At 39.3% G+C, this 22,695-nt stretch carries 16 protein-coding genes; 6 read left to right on the plus strand and 10 right to left on the minus strand.

What is annotated here, in order from left to right:
• Positions 1–259 precede the first annotated feature (259 nt).
• From ligA to smc, 3 genes are read right to left on the minus strand one after another with little or no spacing between them, the layout of a single operon-like run.
• A complete protein-coding gene (ligA, locus tag JEU79_RS13825; RefSeq protein WP_198264568.1) occupies positions 260–2,302 on the minus strand; it encodes an NAD-dependent DNA ligase LigA in 2,043 nt (680 codons plus the stop codon).
• Between the two features lie 56 nt (positions 2,303–2,358).
• Positions 2,359–3,420 carry a cell division protein ZipA gene (zipA, locus tag JEU79_RS13830; protein ID WP_198264569.1) on the minus strand — a complete coding sequence of 354 codons (1,062 nt, stop codon included), beginning with the start codon at positions 3,418–3,420 and terminating at the stop codon, positions 2,359–2,361.
• A gap of 5 nt (positions 3,421–3,425) precedes the next feature.
• Positions 3,426–6,986 (minus strand): chromosome segregation protein SMC, encoded by a 3,561-nt coding sequence (smc, locus tag JEU79_RS13835; protein ID WP_198264570.1) that lies wholly within the window; start codon positions 6,984–6,986, stop codon positions 3,426–3,428.
• 486 nt (positions 6,987–7,472) lie between these two features.
• Between smc and queF the strand changes: the two genes are divergently transcribed.
• From queF to JEU79_RS13855, 4 genes are all read left to right on the plus strand, one after another.
• Positions 7,473–7,862, plus strand: coding sequence for a preQ(1) synthase (gene queF, locus JEU79_RS13840; protein WP_198264571.1), 390 nt, complete (start codon positions 7,473–7,475; stop codon positions 7,860–7,862).
• Between the two features lie 19 nt (positions 7,863–7,881).
• On the plus strand, positions 7,882–9,225 hold the full coding sequence (locus JEU79_RS13845) for an FGGY-family carbohydrate kinase (protein ID WP_198264572.1): 1,344 nt from the start codon (positions 7,882–7,884) through the stop codon (positions 9,223–9,225).
• Between the two features lie 32 nt (positions 9,226–9,257).
• The gene (cysZ, locus tag JEU79_RS13850) at positions 9,258–10,016 is read left to right on the plus strand and encodes a sulfate transporter CysZ (protein WP_198264573.1); all 759 of its coding nucleotides are present in this window, start codon (positions 9,258–9,260) and stop codon (positions 10,014–10,016) included.
• Positions 10,017–10,149: 133 nt separating this feature from the next.
• Positions 10,150–11,427: a diguanylate cyclase domain-containing protein gene (locus JEU79_RS13855; RefSeq protein WP_198264574.1), complete on the plus strand. Its 1,278-nt coding sequence runs from the start codon at positions 10,150–10,152 to the stop codon at positions 11,425–11,427.
• A gap of 306 nt (positions 11,428–11,733) precedes the next feature.
• On the opposite strand, the gene truA is transcribed toward JEU79_RS13855, so the two are convergent.
• The 7 genes from truA to leuC all read right to left on the minus strand — a co-directional run bounded on the left by truA (position 11,734) and on the right by leuC (position 21,000).
• Complete coding sequence (truA, locus tag JEU79_RS13860; RefSeq protein WP_198264575.1) at positions 11,734–12,519, minus strand: tRNA pseudouridine(38-40) synthase TruA; 786 nt, start codon at positions 12,517–12,519, stop codon at positions 11,734–11,736.
• Between the two features lie 26 nt (positions 12,520–12,545).
• Positions 12,546–13,193 (minus strand): hypothetical protein, encoded by a 648-nt coding sequence (locus JEU79_RS13865; RefSeq protein WP_214660571.1) that lies wholly within the window; start codon positions 13,191–13,193, stop codon positions 12,546–12,548.
• Between the two features lie 87 nt (positions 13,194–13,280).
• Positions 13,281–16,307: a FimV/HubP family polar landmark protein gene (locus JEU79_RS13870; protein ID WP_214660572.1), complete on the minus strand. Its 3,027-nt coding sequence runs from the start codon at positions 16,305–16,307 to the stop codon at positions 13,281–13,283.
• Between the two features lie 357 nt (positions 16,308–16,664).
• Positions 16,665–17,687, minus strand: a complete 1,023-nt coding sequence (locus JEU79_RS13875) for an aspartate-semialdehyde dehydrogenase (RefSeq protein ID WP_198264578.1) — start codon at positions 17,685–17,687, stop codon at positions 16,665–16,667.
• 45 nt (positions 17,688–17,732) lie between these two features.
• Positions 17,733–18,815: a 3-isopropylmalate dehydrogenase gene (leuB, locus tag JEU79_RS13880; protein ID WP_198266014.1), complete on the minus strand. Its 1,083-nt coding sequence runs from the start codon at positions 18,813–18,815 to the stop codon at positions 17,733–17,735.
• A 107-nt stretch (positions 18,816–18,922) separates the two neighbouring features.
• On the minus strand, positions 18,923–19,570 hold the full coding sequence (gene leuD / locus JEU79_RS13885; RefSeq protein WP_198264579.1) for a 3-isopropylmalate dehydratase small subunit: 648 nt from the start codon (positions 19,568–19,570) through the stop codon (positions 18,923–18,925).
• An 11-nt stretch (positions 19,571–19,581) separates the two neighbouring features.
• Positions 19,582–21,000, minus strand: coding sequence for a 3-isopropylmalate dehydratase large subunit (gene leuC / locus JEU79_RS13890; protein WP_198264580.1), 1,419 nt, complete (start codon positions 20,998–21,000; stop codon positions 19,582–19,584).
• 168 nt (positions 21,001–21,168) lie between these two features.
• On the opposite strand from leuC, the gene JEU79_RS13895 reads away from it, so the two are divergent.
• Together JEU79_RS13895 and JEU79_RS13900 are read left to right on the plus strand one after the other, a co-directional pair.
• A complete protein-coding gene (locus JEU79_RS13895; RefSeq protein WP_198264581.1) occupies positions 21,169–22,071 on the plus strand; it encodes a LysR family transcriptional regulator in 903 nt (300 codons plus the stop codon).
• A gap of 175 nt (positions 22,072–22,246) precedes the next feature.
• A complete protein-coding gene (locus JEU79_RS13900) occupies positions 22,247–22,660 on the plus strand; it encodes a PPC domain-containing protein (RefSeq protein ID WP_198264582.1) in 414 nt (137 codons plus the stop codon).
• Positions 22,661–22,695: the final 35 nt, after the last annotated feature.

Raw genomic sequence — 22,695 nt, forward strand, 5'->3', positions numbered from 1 at the left:
GCTGACGATTATAAGCAGGTAAGGAGCCTTCAGCGATTTATAAAGAGCCTTCAGCGATTTATAAAAAGCCATTAGCTATTATCCATCCTGACATCCATCCGTTTATTCTAGAATTATTTGATAATTGTGATCGTAGGGTGGGCACGCTTTTTGTGCCCACGCTGAAAGTGTACATAATAAGCACTTGAATCCGCGTGGGCAGATAAAGTCGTGCCCACCCTACGGTTTGCATATAAAGAACCCTATTTACGGATGAACATTAGCTATTATTATATTCCTTAAAAAGCGCTATCATCCCTGCTTCATCCATGACTTCAATGCCTAATTCTTCAGCTTTTTTTAACTTAGAACCTGCTTTTTCACCGGCAATCACAAGATCTGTTTTTTTTGACACACTGCCACTGACCTTTGCTCCCAGCGCAATCAGCTCAGCTTTAGCATCATTACGGTTCATTATTGATAATGAACCCGTTAAAACAATAATCTTATCCGCAAGTGGCAGTTCGTGACTTTCTTTTGGTATGATTTCAGGCCAGTGAATACCCGCCTCAAGTAATTTATCAATCACTTCGTCATTATGCTGCTGAGCAAAAAATGTCTCAAGATTATGGGCTACAATCGGTCCAACATCCGGTACTTGTTGTAAATCTTCACTCTTTGCTGATTGAATTGCCTCTAAATGACGATAATAATTAGCAAGTGCTAAAGCAGTGGCCTCACCCACTTCACGAATACCCAATGAATAGATAAATCGAGGCAAAGTTGTTGCCTTAGACGCTTCTATTGCCGCTAATAAATTGGTCGCTGACTTGGCTCCCATACGTTCCATTTGACTGATTTTTTTAAAGGATAAGTGAAACAAATCAGCAATGGTATGAATCATGCCATCATCTACCATTTGTTCAACTAGCTTATCCCCTAAGCCGTCAATATCCATCGCCTTACGTGATGCAAAGTGTTTGATGGCTTCTTTTCTTTGTGCCGGGCAAAACAAGCCACCCGTACAACGTGACTTCGCCTCATCATTAACGCGCTCTGCCAGCGAATGACAAATAGGACAATGATCGGGCATACGAAATGCTTTGCTATTCTCAGGACGTTCAGACAAAACAGGTTTAACAACTTCTGGAATCACATCCCCTGCCCGCCTAACGATCACCATATCACCAATGCGAACATCTTTACGATCGATTTCATCCTGATTATGCAAAGTGGCGTTGGTAACAGTCACACCACCCACAAATACTGGGGCTAATCGAGCGACCGGGGTAAGCGCCCCAGTACGACCTACCTGAACATCAATATTCAGCAAACGTGTCATCGCTTCTTCAGCGGGAAACTTATGTGCAATTGCCCAGCGTGGAGCACGAGAAATAAAACCTGCTTGCTGCTGTTGTGCGATGCTATCAATTTTGTAAACAACGCCATCAATCTCATAGGGCAGATCAGCACGTCGAGATAAAATGGAATCATAATAGTCTATGCACTGCTGCCAGTTATTAAGCAGTTTTACTTCAGGACAAACCGCTAGTCCCCATGATTTTAATTGTTGTAGAATTTGACTATGGCTTGTCTTTAATGGATTTTCAGTATTTTCACCTTCTACAGAACCAATACCATAACAAAACATATCCAGGGGTCTTGTGGCAGCAATTTTTGAATCTAATTGTCTGAGTGATCCAGCGGCCGCATTTCTTGGATTAGCGAAGGTTTTTTCACCCTTATCAATTTGTAATTGATTGAGCTTGGCGAAACCTGCTTTGGGCATAAAGATTTCACCACGTACTTCCAAAACGTCGGGGTAGTCATCACCCGTTAAGCGCAGAGGGATTGCCATGATAGTACGTACGTTTTGACTAACATCTTCTCCCGTTTGACCATCACCACGTGTAGTCGCTTGCATTAGCAACCCCTTTTCATAGCGTAGACTAATGGCTAAACCATCTAATTTAGGCTCAGCCACAATCTGAAATGAGTTAGTTTTTAACCGCTCTTCAAGACGCTTAGAAAACTCTTCAATTTCTTCTGTGCTAAAGGCATTGGAAAGTGACAGCATGGGAATAGTATGGGTGACTTGTTCGAAACCATCCAAGATCTTGCCACCAACACGTTGGGTGGGAGAATCAAGACTGATAAGCTCAGGATGTTTGGCTTCGATTGCTTCTAGTTGACGAAATAGTTTGTCGTATTCGATATCAGGAATTTCTGGGTCGTCAAGCACATAGTAACGATGACTATGGTAGTTTAGTGTTTGGTGTAATTGCTCAACTTGCTTAAGCAATGAATCAGCATCATCTGTCAAAATCAGGGTCTTTTTTATGGATTAATGGATATATGATTTTTAAAAAAAACGATAAACTAGGCATTGTTTGCGGCTAATTTCTCTGCCTTGGCCATATCAAAATTAAGTTTTCTTATTTGTTCTTTTTTATAGCTAATGGCTTGCTGTGTTAATTGGCTACGTGTTTCATCACATAACTCACCCTCTAAATCAGCCGCTATGATTTGTGCCACATGAATAAACTCTTCATAAGCCTCATAGCTTGGTATACGGGTAGGCAAACGCATAAACATTGAAATGCCAGGAGTGTTTAATGCTGCGGCTTCTTGCGGATTAAAAGTCCCTGGTTCAACGACATTAGCCACACTGAATAAGGCAAAGCTATCTTGCTCTTCATTGCCGGGATAATGATAAATATCCATTTCGCCATAGCATAATCCTGCAGACTCAAGGGCTTTGAATAATTGCTCGCCATTAAAATGTTGGCCACGTGCAAGAATAGTATGAGAAATAATTAATTCTTCAACACCCTCAGGGACGGGATCATAATATATTTTTATACTTTGTGCCTTTGTAGTCTCCGGCTTAGAGGTAGAAACAGCAACGCTAGAAGCAGTCGGTGAGGTCACTTCGGTTTTATTGACTACAGCCGATTTTTCAGGTGCTATATAAGTTTTAGAGACATATTCTTTAGCCGTATTACCGGTCTTTATCACCCGCTTACTATTAATATAAACGCCATCGACTAACTCACGTTCATCTTTAGCTTTTTCAGCAATAGGTGTCTCAGTAACAGGCGTTTGAACAATAATAGTTGCTTGCACGACTTCTTTTTCTAAAACCTGTGTTTGCTTAGGTTTTACCGGAGGCGCTTCAAAAGAATCATTTTTTAGATGAACATCATCAATATCAAAATCATCTTTTCGATTAGCACTAAATGAGTCAGGAAATTCATCATTTAGAAAATCGTCTTTATTAATTTGTTCATCTAATAATACATCATCAATCTCATGACCATGATGATTAAAATCTTTGATTTCATCACTGATCTTTTTATGATGCTTATAATAGGTAAACATAGCCACTAGCAATACAACACCAATACCGGCCAATATGAGTAAAAATGTAAGTTCATCCATAAGTTTTAGCTTTCCACCATTTCAACCGCTTCTCGTATATCGACATCAACGATACGTGAGACACCCGGTTCTTTCATTGTCACACCACAGAGATGATCCGACATCTCCATGGTTGTTTTGTTGTGAGTAATATAAATAAATTGTACTTGTTGAGACATTTCTTTCACCATGGCACAAAAACGTACCACGTTTGCCTCATCCAGAGGCGCATCCACTTCATCAAGCATACAAAATGGTGCAGGATTGAGTTCAAATATAGCGAAAACCAGAGAAACTGCGGTCATCGCCTTTTCACCACCCGATAGCAAGTGAATGGTACTATTACGTTTGCCCGGTGGGCGAGCCATAATTGTGACCCCGGTGTTTAATAAATCATCACCCGTTAAATCTAAATAGGCATGGCCACCGCCGAATAATTTTGGAAACAGTCTTTGTACGCCCGAATTAATTTTATCAAAGGTCTCTCTGAAACGGGTTCGAGTTTCCCGGTCGATTTTAGCAATGGCACCTTCTAGGGTATCCAATGCATTAAGTAAGTCTTCGTTTTGTGCATCCAAATATTCTTTGCGTTCTGACTGCTCTTTATATTCATCAATAGCTGCTAGATTGATTGAGCCCAGACGTTGAATTTTTTGTGCTAGATTATCAACTTCTGACTTCCAGATAGTTTCACTCGCTTCCTGAGGCATGCCCATAAAAAGTGACTCCAAAGAAAAACCAGACTCATCCACTTGTTCTTTTAAAGTTTCCCGGCGCACTAGAAGTTCTTGTGAAGCAATACGCAGATTTTCTAACTCGCTGCGATAGGCCTGCAAGGTCGTTTCTATTTGCGCACGTTGTTGGTCAAAGGCTCTTAATGCTTGATCAACTTCTTCTACTTTTTGTCTTGCCAGCGCAAGCTGTTCTTCAACTAAAATTCTCGCTTCAAGATGATTTTCTAACTCTCCATCCAATTGTTGAATAGAATCACCTTCATCATCCGTCATCATAGCCATTAATTGCTGACGACGTTGTGACAATTGTTCTAATTGGCTTTTAAGACGAATCATCCCTTGCTCTATTGACGTGACTTCGGTTTTGATACCACGTAAACGTATTTCTAAAGCATGGCTTTGCTCTCGATGCTCACGGGATTTAATCCGCATTTCATCCAATTGTTCTCGATGAGACTCTCTTTCTTGAGTCAATTGCTCTCGCTGTAGAGAAAATTCTTCTATCATCTCCAGGGCAGTGTGAAGCCGCTCTGTCGATTCTTCAATATTTATCTTTGCTTCATCAACTTGTTGTTCTATTTCTGTAATTTCACTATGAATACGGGCTACACGGGCATTCATTTGTTCTAAGCGTGATTGCTTGGCACTGCTTTGAGAACGTAATTCGGATAATTTCCGATTATGTTGATTAAACTCAGTTTGCAGGTTCTCACGATTATGTTCCATTTCACGCAATTGGACTCGTCCCTGCTCAATTTGTTCACTGAGTTCATCAACCAATTGCTGTTTTACAACAAATTCTTCATTGAGAGACTTAATTTCCTGTTCTCTGGCTAAAACACCGCCTTTTTGATCGGTTTCATTAATCACCCGAAGCCAGTTTGAACCTAACCAAATCCCATCCTGAGTAATAATAGATTGATGGCTGGTAAGGTGTTGACGATAGGCAACGGCCTGAGTTAAATCTGTAGCCGCAAAGACACCACTTAAACGAGGTTTTATCAGCTCATTAACACCCTCGATAAAGCTAGAGAGCAAGGGTAGATCAATGTCTTGCTGATGTTCATTGATAAGTTTGTCCAGATCGTCACTATATTGAGAGCTTTCTTGATTAGCCGTTTTTGTTTCAACCAGAATTAAATTGGATTTTTCTAATGCCTTAAGTTGTTCAATTAAAGGATTGATGCTATCAACACAACTTGCTTCAAGATAATCACCCAGCACACATTCAGTCGCTGTGTTCCAGTGCTCTTTAACCCGAATTTTCTCAGCTATGCGTGGCACATCAGCGATATTTTGCGCTTGCAACCATTGCTGTAGAGCCTTGTCATTTTTTCCTAAAGCAGCTTGTTGCAAGGCTTCAAGAGAAGCTTTTCGACCTTTCATGGCTTGCAGGTCACTACGGTGTCGATCCAATTCATTATTGATATGATGGTTTTCATCACGACTATTTTGAATGACTTCTCGCTCTTGCTCTAACTGCTCTTGCAGAGTGTGAGTGACTTCTTCAGATGCAGAAACATCCAATTCGAGTGTTTGTAGGGATTCTTCCAGATGATCGGCAGAAGATAGCTTCAGTTCATCCTGCAATTTTTCAATACGGCGTTCATGATTGACAATATTTTGTTCAACCTGACTGATTTTTGTGCGTTCAATTTGGGCTGTTTGTGACGGTTCTTGTGATTGCTGGTTAAATTCATCCCAGCGCATCTGCCAGTCTTGCATAGCATGTTCATAGTCAGCGAGCATTGCGCTTGATTGTTCTTCTAACTCACTGGCCTGCTCAAATTCAGGCTCTACTGCTTGCAATTGACTGTTTAAGACAATGAGTTTTTCTTCATCTTCCTGTAAATGAACATTCACATTTTCAAAAGAGCGTTCAGCCTGAGTAAAATCTTCTTTGAGCTGCTGATTTTTTTCTTTAGCATGGGTAATCGCCTGTTCTACCCTAGCAATGTCAGCGCCGATGCGATAAAAATCACCCTGTACGGTATTAAATGCATCATTCGCTTCAACATTAATTTCACGGGACTCTTCAATACCTGCTTCTACCGCTCTTAGCTCCGACATTTGTTGTTCTAGTGAAATTTCTTTTTCTTGGACTTGAGTATTCTGTTGTGTGACTTTGATGTCCAAAGCATCCCAACGCAAGGCCTGTAGCTGAGCCTTTTTTAGTCGCTCATCTTTTTTTAATTCCGTATAACGCTCAGCAGTACGCGCTTGACGGTGTAAATGAGCAATTTGTTTATCCAACTCAACACGAATATCATCGAGGCGCTCTAAATTTTCACGGGTATGACGAATACGGGTTTCAGTTTCTTTGCGGCGTTCTTTATATTTAGAAATACCGGCAGCTTCTTCAATATATACACGTAATTCTTCTGGTTTTGATTCAATTAAGCGGGAAATCATGCCCTGCTCGATAATGGAATAACTGCGAGGTCCTAAGCCGGTACCAAGAAATAAATCCGTCACATCACGACGACGGCAACGGACATTGTTCAGAAAATATTGGGATTGCGCATCACGATTGACTGTACGCTTAACGGAGATTTCATTGTATTGGGCATACTCACCACCAATCGTACCATCAGAATTATCAAACAATAATTCAACTGTACATTGGCCAACAGGCTTTCTACCGGACGAGCCATTGAAAATAACATCCGTCATGGATTCGCCACGGAGATTTTTCGCCGAACTTTCACCCATTACCCAGCGCACAGCATCAATCGTATTTGATTTGCCACAGCCATTAGGACCTAAAATACTGACCAAATCACTAGGGAATGATAACACGGTTGGATCGACAAAAGATTTGAAGCCGGCGAGTTTGATTTTGCTTAGACGCATTCCGTTACTTTATAATTTCTATAGAGGTTAAAGTATTTTATGTTGATTAAACTATTGATTTGTAAAACTATTGAGTTTAATTTGTGAATATAGAAACAATTATTTTACCCAATGTGATCGGCCATTACCAGTTTCAATGATCTAAATGATTATATTCAACCTAAAATAATCAGTTGAATCGTAGCGAGAGCGACTTAGGTGCTGAAGATTAAGGGTTTTACAGGTTGTTTTGGCTTTATTCGTAGTCACCCTACGGGTAAAGTCAAAATGTTCTGGAAAATCCGTAAGATTTAGTGCATAAGGCGGTCGCAGTAGGTTCAACTGATTTTTTTAGGTTCAAATACAGAGTGTAAACTATTTCACACATCGAGGCGCGTCTTATGTGAATTTTTCTGTCTAATAGTGTAAAATTTACACACTTTTATAGACACTCTTTAGTCTTTAATCCATAGTCTTTAATATTTAGTGCACCGTCAGGAACATATTATGCCAATGCAACCCAGCAAAGAACTTGAAACTTTTGACAACCCTTCTCCAGAAAGAGATTACACCATCCGAATCCGAGTGCCCGAGTTCACTTGCCTATGCCCTAAAACTGGCCAACCTGACTTTGCTACCATCAATATTGACTACATTGCCGATCAGCAGTGTGTTGAACTCAAGTCACTTAAAATGTATATGTGGTCATTCAGAAATGAGGGTGCTTTCCATGAAAAAGTCACCAATGATATGCTGACTGATCTAGTTAACGCTGCCAAGCCACGTTTTATGCGCATTACGGCTGAGTTTTATGTCCGTGGTGGCATTTATACAACGGTGATTGCAGAACATCAGGCTGATAACTGGATCGCACCGACTCCGGTTCAATTACCTTAAATTTCCGTCAATAATCACCATGTATAGCTTAGGGATAGACCTTGGCACGTCAGGAATTCGTGCTGTGGTCATGAATGATCAACAGCAAGTTTTAGCTGAATCACATAGTGCCTTGCCAGCGAGTCAGGCTTATTTATCACCATCTGACTCACAAACCATTGGCTACTCTCAAAAACCCAGTGATTGGTGGCATAGTTTTGAGCAGGTCATCTATCAATTAGCGACAACACTTAAAAAATCACAGCACATTAGCCTCAGTGACATCACTCATCTCGCTATCGATGGCACCTCTGGTACGGTATTACTCTGTGATATAAATGGCCAGCCGCTTACTGATGCCCTGATGTATAACGATCAAAGAGCAGGTGCTGAAGCACAAATAATCAAAGCCATAGCCAGCGATAATACCGGTGCTATTGGAGCGACTTCTGGCCTGGCAAAAGTTTTATGGTTAGTGGCGCATTGTGCAGAAAAATCACAAGTACATTATGCCATAAGCCAGTCTGATTGGCTCAGTGGTCAGCTCATGAATCAATTTGGCTTCAGTGATCATAATAATGTCTTAAAAATGGGCTATGATGCACAAAATCATTGTTGGCCTGACTGGTTAGTGCAACTTTTTAAAGAAAAAGCGCTTCCAGACACATTGTTAGCCAAAGTTTTTATACCCGGTGAAGTGTTGGACACTATTACACCAGCTATGGCCAAACACTTTGGTTTTAATCACAATTTACGTATTTGTGCCGGTACAACTGATAGCACTGCTGCCATTATTGCTTCGGGGGCAAAACAGCTTGGTGATGCTGTTACTTCATTGGGCTCAAGCATGGTGATGAAAGTGCTTGCTGACAAGGCAATATATGATCAAGCATCCGGTGTATATAGCCAACCCTATGGCGATTTATGGCTTGTTGGCGGTGCTTCCAATGCCGGTGGTGAGGTATTAAAACAGTTTTTTTCCATTGTTCAAATGCAACAGCTAACACTGCAACTTGAACAGCAAATACAGGCTAATTCATTTAAGTTTCTGGACTTAAACTATTATCCTCTAGCATCACCCGGAGAACGTTTTCCAGTACAAGATCCACAATTAAAAGCGAGACTCAGCCCGCGCCCTAAATCGGAGTTGCAATTCTTTCAGGCATTACTGGAAGGACTGGCAGATATTGAAGCCCTTGCTTATAGCAAATTGCTTGATTTAGGCGCGCCCTACCCCAAACTCGTAAAAAGTATGGGCGGTGGCGCAGTCAACACAGCATGGCGTGATATTAGACAGCAAAAATTAGGTATTCCGGTTAGCTTGGCAACACAACAACAAGCCGCTGCAGGAGTAGCTATTTTGGCTCAATCCACTTGGCATTAGCAAACATTCAATTAAAAAATCGAAGGCATCTTATGGCACAATGTAACAACCCAATGACAGGCGTATCCTACCTGTTTAAAGCACTTCCCTTATTGACCAAACCCGGCTTAAAAAGTTTTGTGCTGATCCCATTGATGATTAACATTTTCTTTTTTTCCATTGGTATTTACTTTGCATTTGATTACTTTGCAGACTTTATGGACTGGGCACTTGATACTTCCGGCCTTTGGTCATGGGTTGCTGCAATAGTCGATCTGGTTAAACCCATCCTCTATTTTTTCTTTGGCCTGGTATTATTAGTATTGATTTTTTATACCTTCTCGATTGTGGCCAATATTATTGCTGCACCGTTTAATAGTTTGTTAGCAGAAGCCACAGAAAAATTTGTAACAGGGCAATCACTGGATGACACCGGCAGCTTTAAACAAATTCTAAAAGATATTATTCCAACCATTTTAATGGAATTAAAAAAATTAGTTTATATGATCCTCTGGTCTATACCCTTTCTCTTGATGTTGTTCTTTATACCCATTATTGGCCCCATTATCTGGTTTTTATTTACCGCCTGGATGATGTCCTTGCAGTATATGGATTATCCCATGGGTAATCATAAGCTTAATTTTAATCAACAACGTAGCTTACAAGGCAAACAGCGCTTATTTTCCATGGGATTTGGTGGCGTCACTATGGGGGCGTCAATGATACCCATAGTCAACTTTATTGTTATGCCCACAGCCGTTATTGCTGCAACTCTGATCTGGGTTGAGCAATATTCAGAGTCTGACATATAGCAATCAACACCTTAGCAGGGAGTCTCACTGACTCCCTGCCTTCCCTATTAGCCAAGCGATCTTTGCCCCTATCTATTTTATTATTTTCTTAATATACTGTAACTAAATCAATTATAAAAATAACAATAGATTAATGCACTTAGACAGCAAAAAAGCCAAAAACTATCTGTTTTTCTCATTTATATTCATTATTGCCCTATCAATAGTGTCTAATATCATCGGTTTTAAACATTTAAAGAGTGTTCAGAATGATATTAATAAAATAATTGAGACACAAAATACACAAATTTCATATATGCATGAAATGCGTTCCCTTTCGCGTGAGCGGCTGATAAAATTACAAGCCATTAGTGATGAAATTGATGCTTTTAAACAAGATGAAATAATTTCTGAATTTCATGAATTGGGCAGCTTATTTCTCGAAACAAGAGAATTATTAATGGCGACCGATCTCACTAAAGAAGAAAAAAACCTATTAATTATCCAACGAGAAGTCGCCAAAGACATCGTTGCAAGTCAATATCAGGTCATCAAACTGGCAGGCTCAGGCAAAAATAAAGAAGCATCCTATTTTCTCAAAAATGACACCATTCCAAAACAAAATGAAAATATCTCCCTAATGGATCAATTCATCCTATACCAAAATCATCAATACCAGTTTTTAAAAACAGAAGCACAGAAAAAAAATGATTCAGCCTTTCAAACCGTAATCATCATTTCGATCCTAGCCCTATTACTCACAATAATAATTGCCATTATTATTATTAAAAAAATCAGCGCTCTATTTGATTTACAGACTGAAAGCATCGCGCTTCACAAAGGCACCGAAACTCACCTGAAAAAAACGCAATTACTGATTGAAAATAAAATTAAACATTGCCAACAAGAATTACAAAAAGCCAATTCCGCTCTGACCCATGACTCCAGCCATGATCCTCTGACTCACCTTCCAAACCGCCGATTGTTTTATGAATTACTAAACCAGGAAATTAATCGTGCGAATCGAAATCATTATATGTTAGCCGTGTTATATATGAACCTAGATGATATGCACACCATTAATAATCTGGTCGGTGAAAAGTTAGGTGATGCCTTTATAGTCAACATTGCTAAGCGTTTAAAAAATTCATTGCGAAAAGATGATTTGTTAGCACATCTGGGTGATGATGAATTTGCTTTATGCTATTCCAATGTCAAAAGCATTGAAGATATCGTCTTACTCTGTGAAATTTTAATCAATAAAATTAAACAACCCATGCATTTAGATCAACAATGCCAAACCAGTATCTGCATTGGCGTTAGTATTTATCCAGATCATGGTCATGACCATGACAGCCTGATGAAAAAGGCAAATAATGCCATGCGGCAAGTTAAAAAAGAAGGTAAAAACAACTTTTCAATTACAGAATAATCGGGTGATCACTCACTAAAGAAACTCATCAAAGTCAATTAGGAGTGCCATTTCGCGCATCAGACGCAGTCCTAAGTGAAATGACACTCCTAATGTGCATTGACATGCACCCTGCGATACTCAAGTTCAACCAAAAAAATCAGTTGAACCTACTGCGACCGCCTTATGCACTGAATCTTAAGGATTTTCCAGAACATTTTGACTTCACCTGTAGGGTGACTACGAATAAAGCCAAAATAACTTGTAAAACCCTTAATCTTCAGCACCTAAGTCGCTCTCGCTACGATTCAACTGATTATTTTAGGTTCAAACAATTGTCCGTGAATCTATCTGTGGCAAATTAAACTTATCATCATAGGTAATATGAGTTAAATACAGACCACCGGATGCAGCAGTTTTAGCCCCCTTACATCGATCCTTAGCCTCTAACACATTCAATGCCCATTCAGGTTCTTCCTCACCTGAGCCAATTGCCATCAACACTCCGGCAATATTTCTTACCATGTGATGCAAAAAAGAATTCGCTTGGATATCAATATAGAAGTATTCCCCTCGCTGGCTAATGTCGAGTGAATAGACTGTTTTGACTGGGCTTTTTGCCTGACAATGCACCGTGCGATATGAGTCAAAGTCATGTTCACCGACTAGGTACTGAGCCGCCTTTTGCATACGCGATAAATCGAGAGGTTTGTCATACCAGGAAACTTGTTGTTTTAAAAAACTGGGGCGAATATTTCTAGAAAAAATAACATAGCGATAACGACGACGTTGAGCTGAGAATCGGGCATGAAAATCATCACTTACTTTATGTGCCCACAAAACACTGATGCTACTATCGGTGAGATAGCGATTGGTACCCAGTACCCAAGAGCGAGTAGAGCGAATAACATCGGTATCAAAATGTATTACTTGCTCTGTTGCATGAACCCCTGTATCTGTACGTCCTGCAACCTGACATTTTGCTATTTTTTGATTGGCAAGCGTACTCAGTGCTGTTTCTATTACACCTTGCACAGTATCATAATCACCATCCTGAATTTGCCATCCTGAAAAAACTGAGCCATCATATTCAATGCCCATTGCTATTCGCATAATGTTCAATATATCCTGTTAAATAGTTACCTAAAAAAGAGCGATAAATAAAAAAGCAAACTAATCATCAAAGGGAAAATGAATTGTATCAATGCAGGTGGTGATAATAATTCTATAGAATATAACTTACCCGATGTAGACTCTGCTTCTTTTAATGTCTCTTGTAAAATTATACCAGAATGTTTAATGAGATGTAAAAATGCCTTTTTCTTCTTTAGCAAAAATGAATCCATATCATTCTTATCTAAGATCATTCTTTGTTGTTCTTTATAGTTTTTTAATCGTTCTGATAGTTGCTCAATATATTCAATCGTTAAAATGGCTCTTAATGAAATTCTTTCAATATTGATATTTATTTTTGCTAAGGGAGAAAATATCCACATTAACGCCGCTAATATCTCATCTTTTGTAGTACTTTTAAGAAATAAATTTACCGAAAATAATATCGTTAGCAGTATCGATATCCTAAACAGTCCGGGTATCAGACGCTCCAACTCAGCAGTGAAAACAAAGCTAGAAGAATGAGACAAATTAGGGGTGTAAAAATAATAGATAAGTAAGATAGAGAGAAACAACCACTTTAGCCTAACAAACATTTGTAGAGCAGATTGCCATATATTTTTCATAGACAAATAAAATGGGAGCAATAATGCTCCCATAATAAGTAAAGTCAACCAGTTGCCCTGAGTGAGAAAAATTGAAAACAATATTAAATTGACAATTTTTATACCCGGGTGCATAAGCTTGTGATATTTAAATAATTAGCTATCAGCCTGATCTAAAAGTGATTTAGCCTGTGCTTTTTGTTCATCATCACCTTCATCAACAACTTCATTCAATATACTTGATGCTGATTCCATATCGCCCATATCAATATAGGCTTTGGCTAAATCAAGCTTTGTCCCTACAGCATCAAGCTCGGGGAAATCACCCTCAAGTTGATCAAACTCTTCAGCAATAAAGTCCAACTCTTCAGTGTCCGTTGCTTCATCATCTAGAATGAGATCATCATCGTCTATTTCAAGGCTGTTTTCATCAAGTTCAAGGCTATTGTCATCTAACTCAAAACTGTCTTCGTCAAGTTCAAGGTTATCGCCATCAAGCTCAAGGCTGTCTTCGTTAAGCTCAAGGCTGTCTTCGTTAAGCTCAAGGCTATTTTCATCAAGCTCAAGGCTGTCCTCTTCAAGATCAAGGCTGTTATCTAATTCTAAGCTCTCATCTTCAGTATCCAGCTCTAAGGTTTCATCTAACTCAAGACTTGTTTCTGAATCCGTAGTTTCATCAAAGTTTAAATCAAATTCATCTGTGCCTTCTAAAGAAAGTTCTTCTGATAGTTCATTATCCGAAGTATTCTCGTCAAAATCATCCAGACTAAGTTCAAAGTCATCACTAGTGTCTTCAGCTTGATCATTATTAATCTCATTTTCTTCAAGGGTAAATTCAGAAGACTCCTCGTCTAGTGATATATCATCGAGATTATCTAAAGTTAGCTCTGAACTATCTTCCAAATCATCCAGGGATAACTCGTCATCTACATCACCAAGAATTGAATCTTCATTAAATTCAATTTCTTCACTATCCAATGATAAATCATCGGTTAATTCGTCTAATGACTCCTCATCATTCGGTGATTGTTCAGATTTGGTTGTGTCTTCATCAAAGAAATCAGGCATATCAATATCAAGGCCTAATTTCTCTGCCCATGATTTTGCCTTAGTCCATTCTGATGTTAATTCATAATCATCATTGGATTGTTTCAATAAATCTTTAACGACGTCTGCTTGTACAGCAAATGAATCCTTTAAGTTATCACCATGATAAACTTCAAGTAATTTCATTTGATAATCAACACGTTCAGGTTCCGATTTGATCGCGCCTTGAAGTAACTCTTCTGCCTGTTGATAACGTCCATAAACCATAAAGACATCAGCTTCTGACATGGGATCAGCTTCAGTATCATCAGGTTGTAAAGACTCCATATCATCAGCAGAGAAATCACTTAAAAATGATGTTTCTGTATCCGATGCAAGGCCACCGTCTTTTTCAGGCTTATTGGCTTCAACCAATTCAGAATCATCCAGACCAAAATCACTTTCATCGCCTGTCATTTTTGAATCAAGGATGCTTTCCTCAAATTCGTTTTCTTTTTTGCCACGGCCACGTAAACCTAACCAAGCGAGTAGTAATACTAAGAAACCACCACCGCCAGCAGTATAGGGCAGCATTTCTTCACTCAGGAGCATATCGACTATTTCATCAGGTGCAAAATCATCTGACTCAACCGGTGCAGTCGCTGGTTTAACTGGTTTTGTTTTTTCTTCTACTACCTTTTCCACAACTTCTGCAACGGGTTTTACTTCTGGCGTTGGCTCTGCTGGTGTTACTGACTCTTTTTCTGGCATTGCCATTTCTGGAGTCATGCTTTCTTGTGTATTGCTATCAGTCGTAGCTTCTGAGGATTCAGAACTATCTGCATCAACTATTGCTTCAGTAGTATCTGTTGCAGTATCACCCGTAGAATCTTTAGTTTCCGAAACATTGGCATCAATAACATCGGCATCAGTATTTTCAGCTGCTTGCATGTCATCAGTAGTCTTAGCCTCATCAGAAACTATTTCTATTGCTGTTATTATTTGTTCAACAGATTCTACCGCTTCGTCGGTAACAATTTCTTCGACATCAGTTGTAGTTGTAGTTTCAGCTTCTACTGCTTGTATTTCTTTTTGTTTTTGCAATGCTGCAAGGCTGGCGTCTTTTAATTCAACCAAAGAGGTTTTAGTTTTTAAAAGATCTTCTAATTCTTTAATTCTTGCTCTTAGTTCCTGATTTTCAACCTCTTTTGACTCAAGTTCTTCACCAGTCAACATTAATTTGTTTTTAAGTTGCTTGGCTTTTGAATTCAGATCACCTTGTTGCATATCTGAATTTTCGGTATCACCCGAAGCAACCAGTGTCAACTTACCATCAGTAGGTGCTGCATCAGAACTACGATCACTACGATCAACCATGTTGGAGCTGCTTGCCTGTTTACGCAGATTTTTCCAATCTTGATATTGTTCCTGAACCTGACGTTTGGCATTTAAACGACTCACTTCTGAGATTGAATCAACGTTTTTAATGCGTAATACATAGCCTGACTTAAGGCTATTAATATTATTATCGATAAAAGCATTAGGATTTTCACGTAGCAAGGCCATCATCATTTGATTGACAGAAACATTACCTGGCGCCATTTCTTTAGCTATCACCCATAAAGTGTCATTACGCTGTGTTGGTCCATAGCTTAAACCTGTACCTGAAGAAGTATCTGATGCATAGGCCGATGTGTTACTTGCCTTAGACGTATAAGATTTACTGCTTGTTGGTTTTGTTGTTCGTCTGACTTGAGATGAACGTGATGCCGTGGCCGTTGTAACGGGTTGTGCTTGTTTCCTAATGAACTCAGGTGGATCAAGCAACATGGTGTATTCTCTGAGCAAACGCCCTGAGCCCCAACTCGCTTCAATCAAAAAGTTGGCAAAGGGTTCTCTGAAAGGTTTTTTGGTGGTAACTTGCACATAATTCTTACCCCCCTGCTGGATTATTTTAAAACGAAACTTTCTTAAATACTCGCTACGCTCGATGTCAGCACGGATGTAGACATTTCTGGGAGCCAGTCCAATGCGTAAGGTGTCTAGGTCTTTTTTCGTCACCGAATGCAGTGCTATTTCTGCATTCAAAGGTTGATTTAATGACGAATTAACCTGAATATCCCCCATACCTAGTGCCCAACTGGCCATAGGTGTCATTAAGAATGATACGGTACATGCAAGGATTGATTTCCGCACTTGCTGGCTCCCTTTTTTTATTCAGTTTTATAAAGTCAGTTTTGTAGTAATGACAGATTTATATGATCAGTGTTTAAAGTCGTTTTAAATACTGATTTTTTTTATAATTTAGGCTTAATTTTTTATCGCTATATTTATTGCAGACAAAGTAAGTATTCACTTTATACAACATAAGATAGCATTAAATCATAAAAAACTTAAGTTATTCTCTATTATTATTAGTATGTTAAATTAAAAAATTCAAGAAAAACATTAACTAGTTAGCAAATTAATTAAAATTTGCTAAACAATTCACGTTAAGTGGCAATATTTTATTAATTATAGGTGATCTTTAATCAATATTTCTGCTATTTGCACACTATTCAATGCGGCGCCTTTACGGACATTATCAGCAACCACCCAGAGGTCTAGGCCACGAGGATGAGAAATATCTTCACGGATACGGCTGACATACACAGGATCATTACCCGCACCTTCAGTCACAGCAGTTGCATAGCCGCCATCATTGCGCTCATCCAATACCACCACGCCATCAAAAGCCTTAAGTAGTTCTGTGGCTTTTTCAACAGTGATTTTTTCTTTAGTTTCAATGTGTAAGGCTTCGGAATGACCAAAAAACACAGGAACTCTAACCGCTGTTGGATTGACTAAAATTGAATCATCTTCAAAAATTTTGTTAGTTTCCCATACCATCTTCATTTCTTCTTTGGTATAGCCGTTATCTTTAAAAACATCAATATGTGGTAAGACATTAAAGGCGATTTGCTTGGGATAGACTTCAACCTTAATATCTTTGCCATTCAGTAGACTAGCAGTTTGACCGGCCAATTCTTCAATGGCATTTTTACCTGTGCCAGAAACAGCCTGATAGGTACACACATTGATTCGCTCAAGTCCAACCGCATCATGAATAGGCTTCAGTGCCACTAGCATCTGAATGGTTGAGCAATTGGGGTTGGCAATAATGCCACGCTTTTTATAATCTGCAATCGCATGAGGATTGACTTCCGGCACGACCAGAGGAATGTCATCGTCATAGCGAAAATGTGCGGTATTATCAATCACTACACAGCCCGCTTCTGCCGCTTTAGGGGCATAAACTTCTGAAATACTACCTCCGGCTGAAAATAAGCCTATTTGTACCTGAGAAAAATCAAATTCACTCAAATCTTGTACGGTATAATTTTTACCCTTAAATTGGATTTTACTCCCTGCCGAACGAGCACTGGCTAGCGGGTAAAGGTTTCTTACTGGAAAATTACGTTCTTCAAGTATGGCAATCATGGTTTCACCCACTGCACCCGTGGCACCAACTACTGCTACATCATATTCTTTGGTCATTTTATTTATCCTGACTTGATAATTACTACAATTGTTTTTTACTGTTTAAAGTGCCTTTAAGGCCGCGACTACTGCATCACCCATGGCTTCGGTACCAATAAGTTTATCGCCTTCGGTATAAATGTCCGCTGTTCTAAGCCCCTGATTAAGTACGTCTTCGACTGCTTTTTCAATTTTTATGGCTAATGCTTCAGAGCCCAAAGAATAACGTAGCATCATGGCGACCGATAAGATCGTTGCTATTGGGTTAGCCTTATCCTGTCCGGCAATATCCGGTGCAGAACCATGAATGGGCTCGTACATGCCCTTTTGATTTTTATCCATTGAGGCTGATGGCAGCATACCAATTGAGCCTGTTAACATGGCAGCACAGTCAGATAAAATATCACCAAACATATTGGTTGTGACCATGACATCAAATTGTTTAGGCGCGCGGACTAATTGCATCGCGGCATTATCGACATACATGTGACTTAATTCGACTTCAGAATAGTCCTTACTAACCCTGATCATCACTTCACGCCACAGTTCTGTACACTCAAGCACATTGGCCTTGTCCACGGAACAAAGACGTTTATCACGTTTCATGGCAGTTTCAAAAGCCACATGAGCAATTCTTTCTATCTCAGACTCTTTATAGATAAGTGTATTAAAGCCTTGTTTTTCATTATTTTCAAGTGTTCTTATACCACGAGGCTGACCAAAATAGATACCTCCGGTTAATTCACGTACTATCATAATATCCAAACCAGATACTATCTCTGGCTTTAAGCTTGAAGCATGGGCTAATTGTGGATATAAAATAGCGGGACGAAGATTAGCAAATAACTCTAGTTCTGAGCGTAAGCCCAGAAGGCCTTTTTCTGGACGAACAGCAATATCAAGTGATTCCCACTTATAACCACCGACTGCACCTAGCAGGATAGCATCGGCTTTTTTGGCCAGTGTTAGGGTTGCTTCCGGTAATGGCGAGCCCGTTTCATCATAGGCTGAACCACCGACTAGACCTTCTTCCATTTCGATTTCCAGGCCAAAATCGGTTTGCAAACAATTTAGCACTTTGACAGCCTGTGCTACGATTTCAACTCCGATACCATCACCCGGTAATACGGCAATATTTTTCATAATATAATCTCTAAATAGTTGTTGTTACAATTAAGCTAATGTAAATTTCATTTGTAGGATGTGGTGAGGAACGAACCGCATCAAATATGTTTGTTTAAAATAACCCATGTCTAGAATAACCAAGGTGTTATAGCCTGTTGTTTTTTCTCATAAGCACGAATATCATCCGAATTTTCTAAGGTGAGGGCAATTTCATCCAGACCTTCTAGCAAACAATGACGTCGAAACTGATCCAGGTCAAAATCTATATCAAATGCCTGACCCGAGGATGCATCAGCAGTGATTTTTTTCTGTTTTAAATCCACAGTCAATTGAAAACCTTCATTATTTTCTACAGCATTAAATAAATCATCGATCACTGTTTCAGATAAGATGATAGGTAATAAGCCATTTTTAAAACAGTTATTGTAGAAAATATCAGCAAAACTGGGGGCAATGATGACCCGCATCCCAAAATCCTCCAATGCCCAGGGGGCATGCTCACGGGAAGAACCACAGCCGAAGTTATCACGGGCCAATAAAATTCTAGCGCCCTTATAACGATCTTTATTTAATATGAAATCTGGATTGATGGGACGATTGGAATTATCCATACCCGGCTCTCCATGATCCAGATAACGCCATTCATCAAATAAGTTAGGACCAAAACCACTGCGCTTAATGGATTTTAAGAATTGCTTCGGAATAATTGCATCCGTATCCACATTAGCACGATCCAGAGGCACTGCTATCGCTGTCATTTTTATAAACTTTTCCATACTAGTCTCCTCTAAGTCTTACTTGCTAAACAATCATTCACATCAATAAAATGCCCGGCAATAGCCGCTGCTGCGGCCATGGCAGGACTCACCAAATGCGTGCGTCCACCCTGCCCCTGACGTCCTTCAAAATTACGATTGGAAGTGGAAGCACAACGTTCTTGTGGTTCTAAACGATCGGCATTCATAGCCAAACACATAGAACAACCCGGTTCGCGCCATTCAAATCCTGCTGCAAGCAAAATTTTATCAAGTCCTTCTTTTTCAGCTTGTTGTTTAATCAGACCTGAGCCTGGTACTACTAAAGCTTGTTTAATATTTTTTGCCACTTGTTGGCCATCGGCAACTGCGGCAGCGGCACGAATATCTTCAACACGAGAATTAGTACAAGAGCCAATAAACACAACATCAACAGGAATTGTCGAGATTGCTTTACCCGCAGTTAAGCCCATGTATTCAAGTGCAGCTTTCATGCCTTCTTGTTTGACTGGATCGGATTCTTTGTCTGGATCTGGAATCGCTTCATCAATCGCCATGGTCATTTCAGGCGAAGTGCCCCAAGTGACCTGAGGTTTAATCTTTTTAGCATCCAAAGTCACTGTTTTATCAAAAATAGCATCATCATCTGAGTAGAAGGTCTGCCAATATTCAATTGCATTTTGCCATTGCTCATCTTTAGGGGCATAAGGTCTACCCTTCACGTAATCAATCGTAGTTTGATCAACGGCAACCATTCCGGCTCTTGCTCCGGCTTCAATTGCCATATTCGATAGGGTCATTCGCCCTTCCATTGAGAAGGATTGAATGGTATCACCCGAGAATTCAATGGCATAACCCGTACCACCTGCGGTACCGATTTTGCCAATAATGGCTAAAATAACATCTTTAGCGGTAACACTGGGGTTTAACGACCCATTGACCTCAACTCGCATATTTTTTGATTTTTTCTGAATCAAACATTGGGTAGCTAAAACATGTTCGACTTCTGAGGTACCAATTCCAAAAGCTAATGTACCAAATGCACCGTGAGTGGAAGTATGAGAATCGCCACACACTAAAGTCATACCCGGCAAGGTTGCCCCTTGCTCAGGACTGACTACGTGAACAATACCCTGACGGATGTCATCCATTTTAAATTCAGTAATGCCGAAGGCTTTACAATTATCATCCAAGGTATCAACCTGAAGCTTAGATATGGGATCACTGATTCCCTTATCACGATCAGTTGTTGGCACATTATGATCAGGCGTGGCAAGATTAGATGATAATTTCCAGGGTTGACGATTAGCCAGTCTAAGCCCTTCAAATGCTTGGGGGGAAGTCACCTCATGAATTAATTGTCGATCGATATATAATAGTGACGTACCATCATCATTTTCACGGACAACATGACTATCCCACAATTTATCATACAATGTTTTAGCACCCATGCCGGTTCTCCTGCTAATAGGTCAATTATCTGTTTTTGTTGCAATTATAATATCGCTTAAACTATAATAACTCAAATTAAATATTTTTATATTTTGTATAACTAAAAGTTATACTGATTGATTTTTTATATAATAAATAACTATAGTTTAGATAGAGGTAAACTGAATATGGACATTCCCGCTATAGAAACTTTTCTTTGTGTCGCAAAAAAACAGTCCTTTTCATTAACGGCTGAAACCCTTTATCTAAGCCAACCAGCCATTAGTAAGCGTATCGCCTCACTGGAATCTGAACTTAATTACCAATTGTTTGATCGCATCAAGAAAAAAATCATACTCACCGAAGCAGGACGCTTGTTTCTACCCCGAGCACAGAAGATTATTGACGAAGTTCAATCCGGTAAAAATGCACTGGCAGAAATGGGTGGTATTGTCGCGGGTGAATTAGCCATGCTAACCAGTCATCATATTGGTTTACATCATTTGCCACCGGTATTAAAGCAATATGTTTATGAATATCCTCAGGTCAATTTAAAACTCGATTTCATGAATTCAGAAGCGGCCTGCCTAGCCGTTGAAAATGCCGAAATAGAACTGGCCGTGACAACTTTACCCAACAATCCCGCAACTTGCCTTAAGCTAGTTAAAATATGGTCTGATCCCATGACCATCTGTATTAACAATTATCATCCAATTTTAGAAAATAAGCATTTGGAAAAGAATGCATCCATTGATTTTACAGCACATGATTTAAAAGAACTGACTCAATTTCCAGTAATTTTACCTGAAAAAGGAACTTATACCCGTGAACTTTTAGATGAATATTTTTCTAAATTCTCTCTTGAGCTTAATGTTAAATTATCTAATAATTATCTTGAAACCATAAAAATGATGGTCAGTGTTGGCCTAGGATGGAGTGTATTACCGCAAACGCTAGTGGATGATTCTTTAATAGCAATTAATACCCCAAGTTTATCTGCTAATCGCTCCCTAGGCATCATCACACATAAAAAAAGAAGCTTATCACCAGCGGCGCAAAAGATGATTGATTTGATCACTCAATATAGATAATTTGAAGCTATTCGATAATATTGCTGCTAGCATCAAATCTTTGCACCATTTGTCATGATTATTGCGTAAATAGTCATATAATTTAGTCAAAGTAGGTATAAGCTTACAAATTATAAGGTTAAGTAGTTAAAAACAATAAAAATAGACCATTTATGTTTCTTTAGAGGGGCTTTTTATGACTAACCGTTTTCTTTTGCTAACAACTATCAGTTTAATGAGCAGTTTTGCGAGCTTTACTTCAGCTTATGCTGCTGATACCACCTCAATTTATCCGGAAGACACAATTGTTAAAGAAATTGACTATAAAAGTTGGCATTTTTACAAAATTGAAGTTGATAATCCTACTAAACTGACTGTTAAGCTAAGAAAAATTAGCGATGATGTTGATTTATATGTTTCACGTTCCAAGAAACCAACTAAAAATGAATTTCTTTGTGCTCCGCTTAAGCAAGGCTCATCCATTGAGACCTGTCGCTTAACCAGCCATACTGCCGCTACTTGGTATATCGGTGTACACGGTAAATTGAAAAGTGATTATCAGTTGAACGTACAAACCAATGATTTAAATCTGCTCTCACAAATAAATTAGTACCCACGCTGAAAGTGTGAATACAAGGTATTGAG

The sequence above is a fragment of the sulfur-oxidizing endosymbiont of Gigantopelta aegis genome (assembly GCF_016097415.1).
Lineage (GTDB): Bacteria > Pseudomonadota > Gammaproteobacteria > GRL18 > GRL18 > GRL18.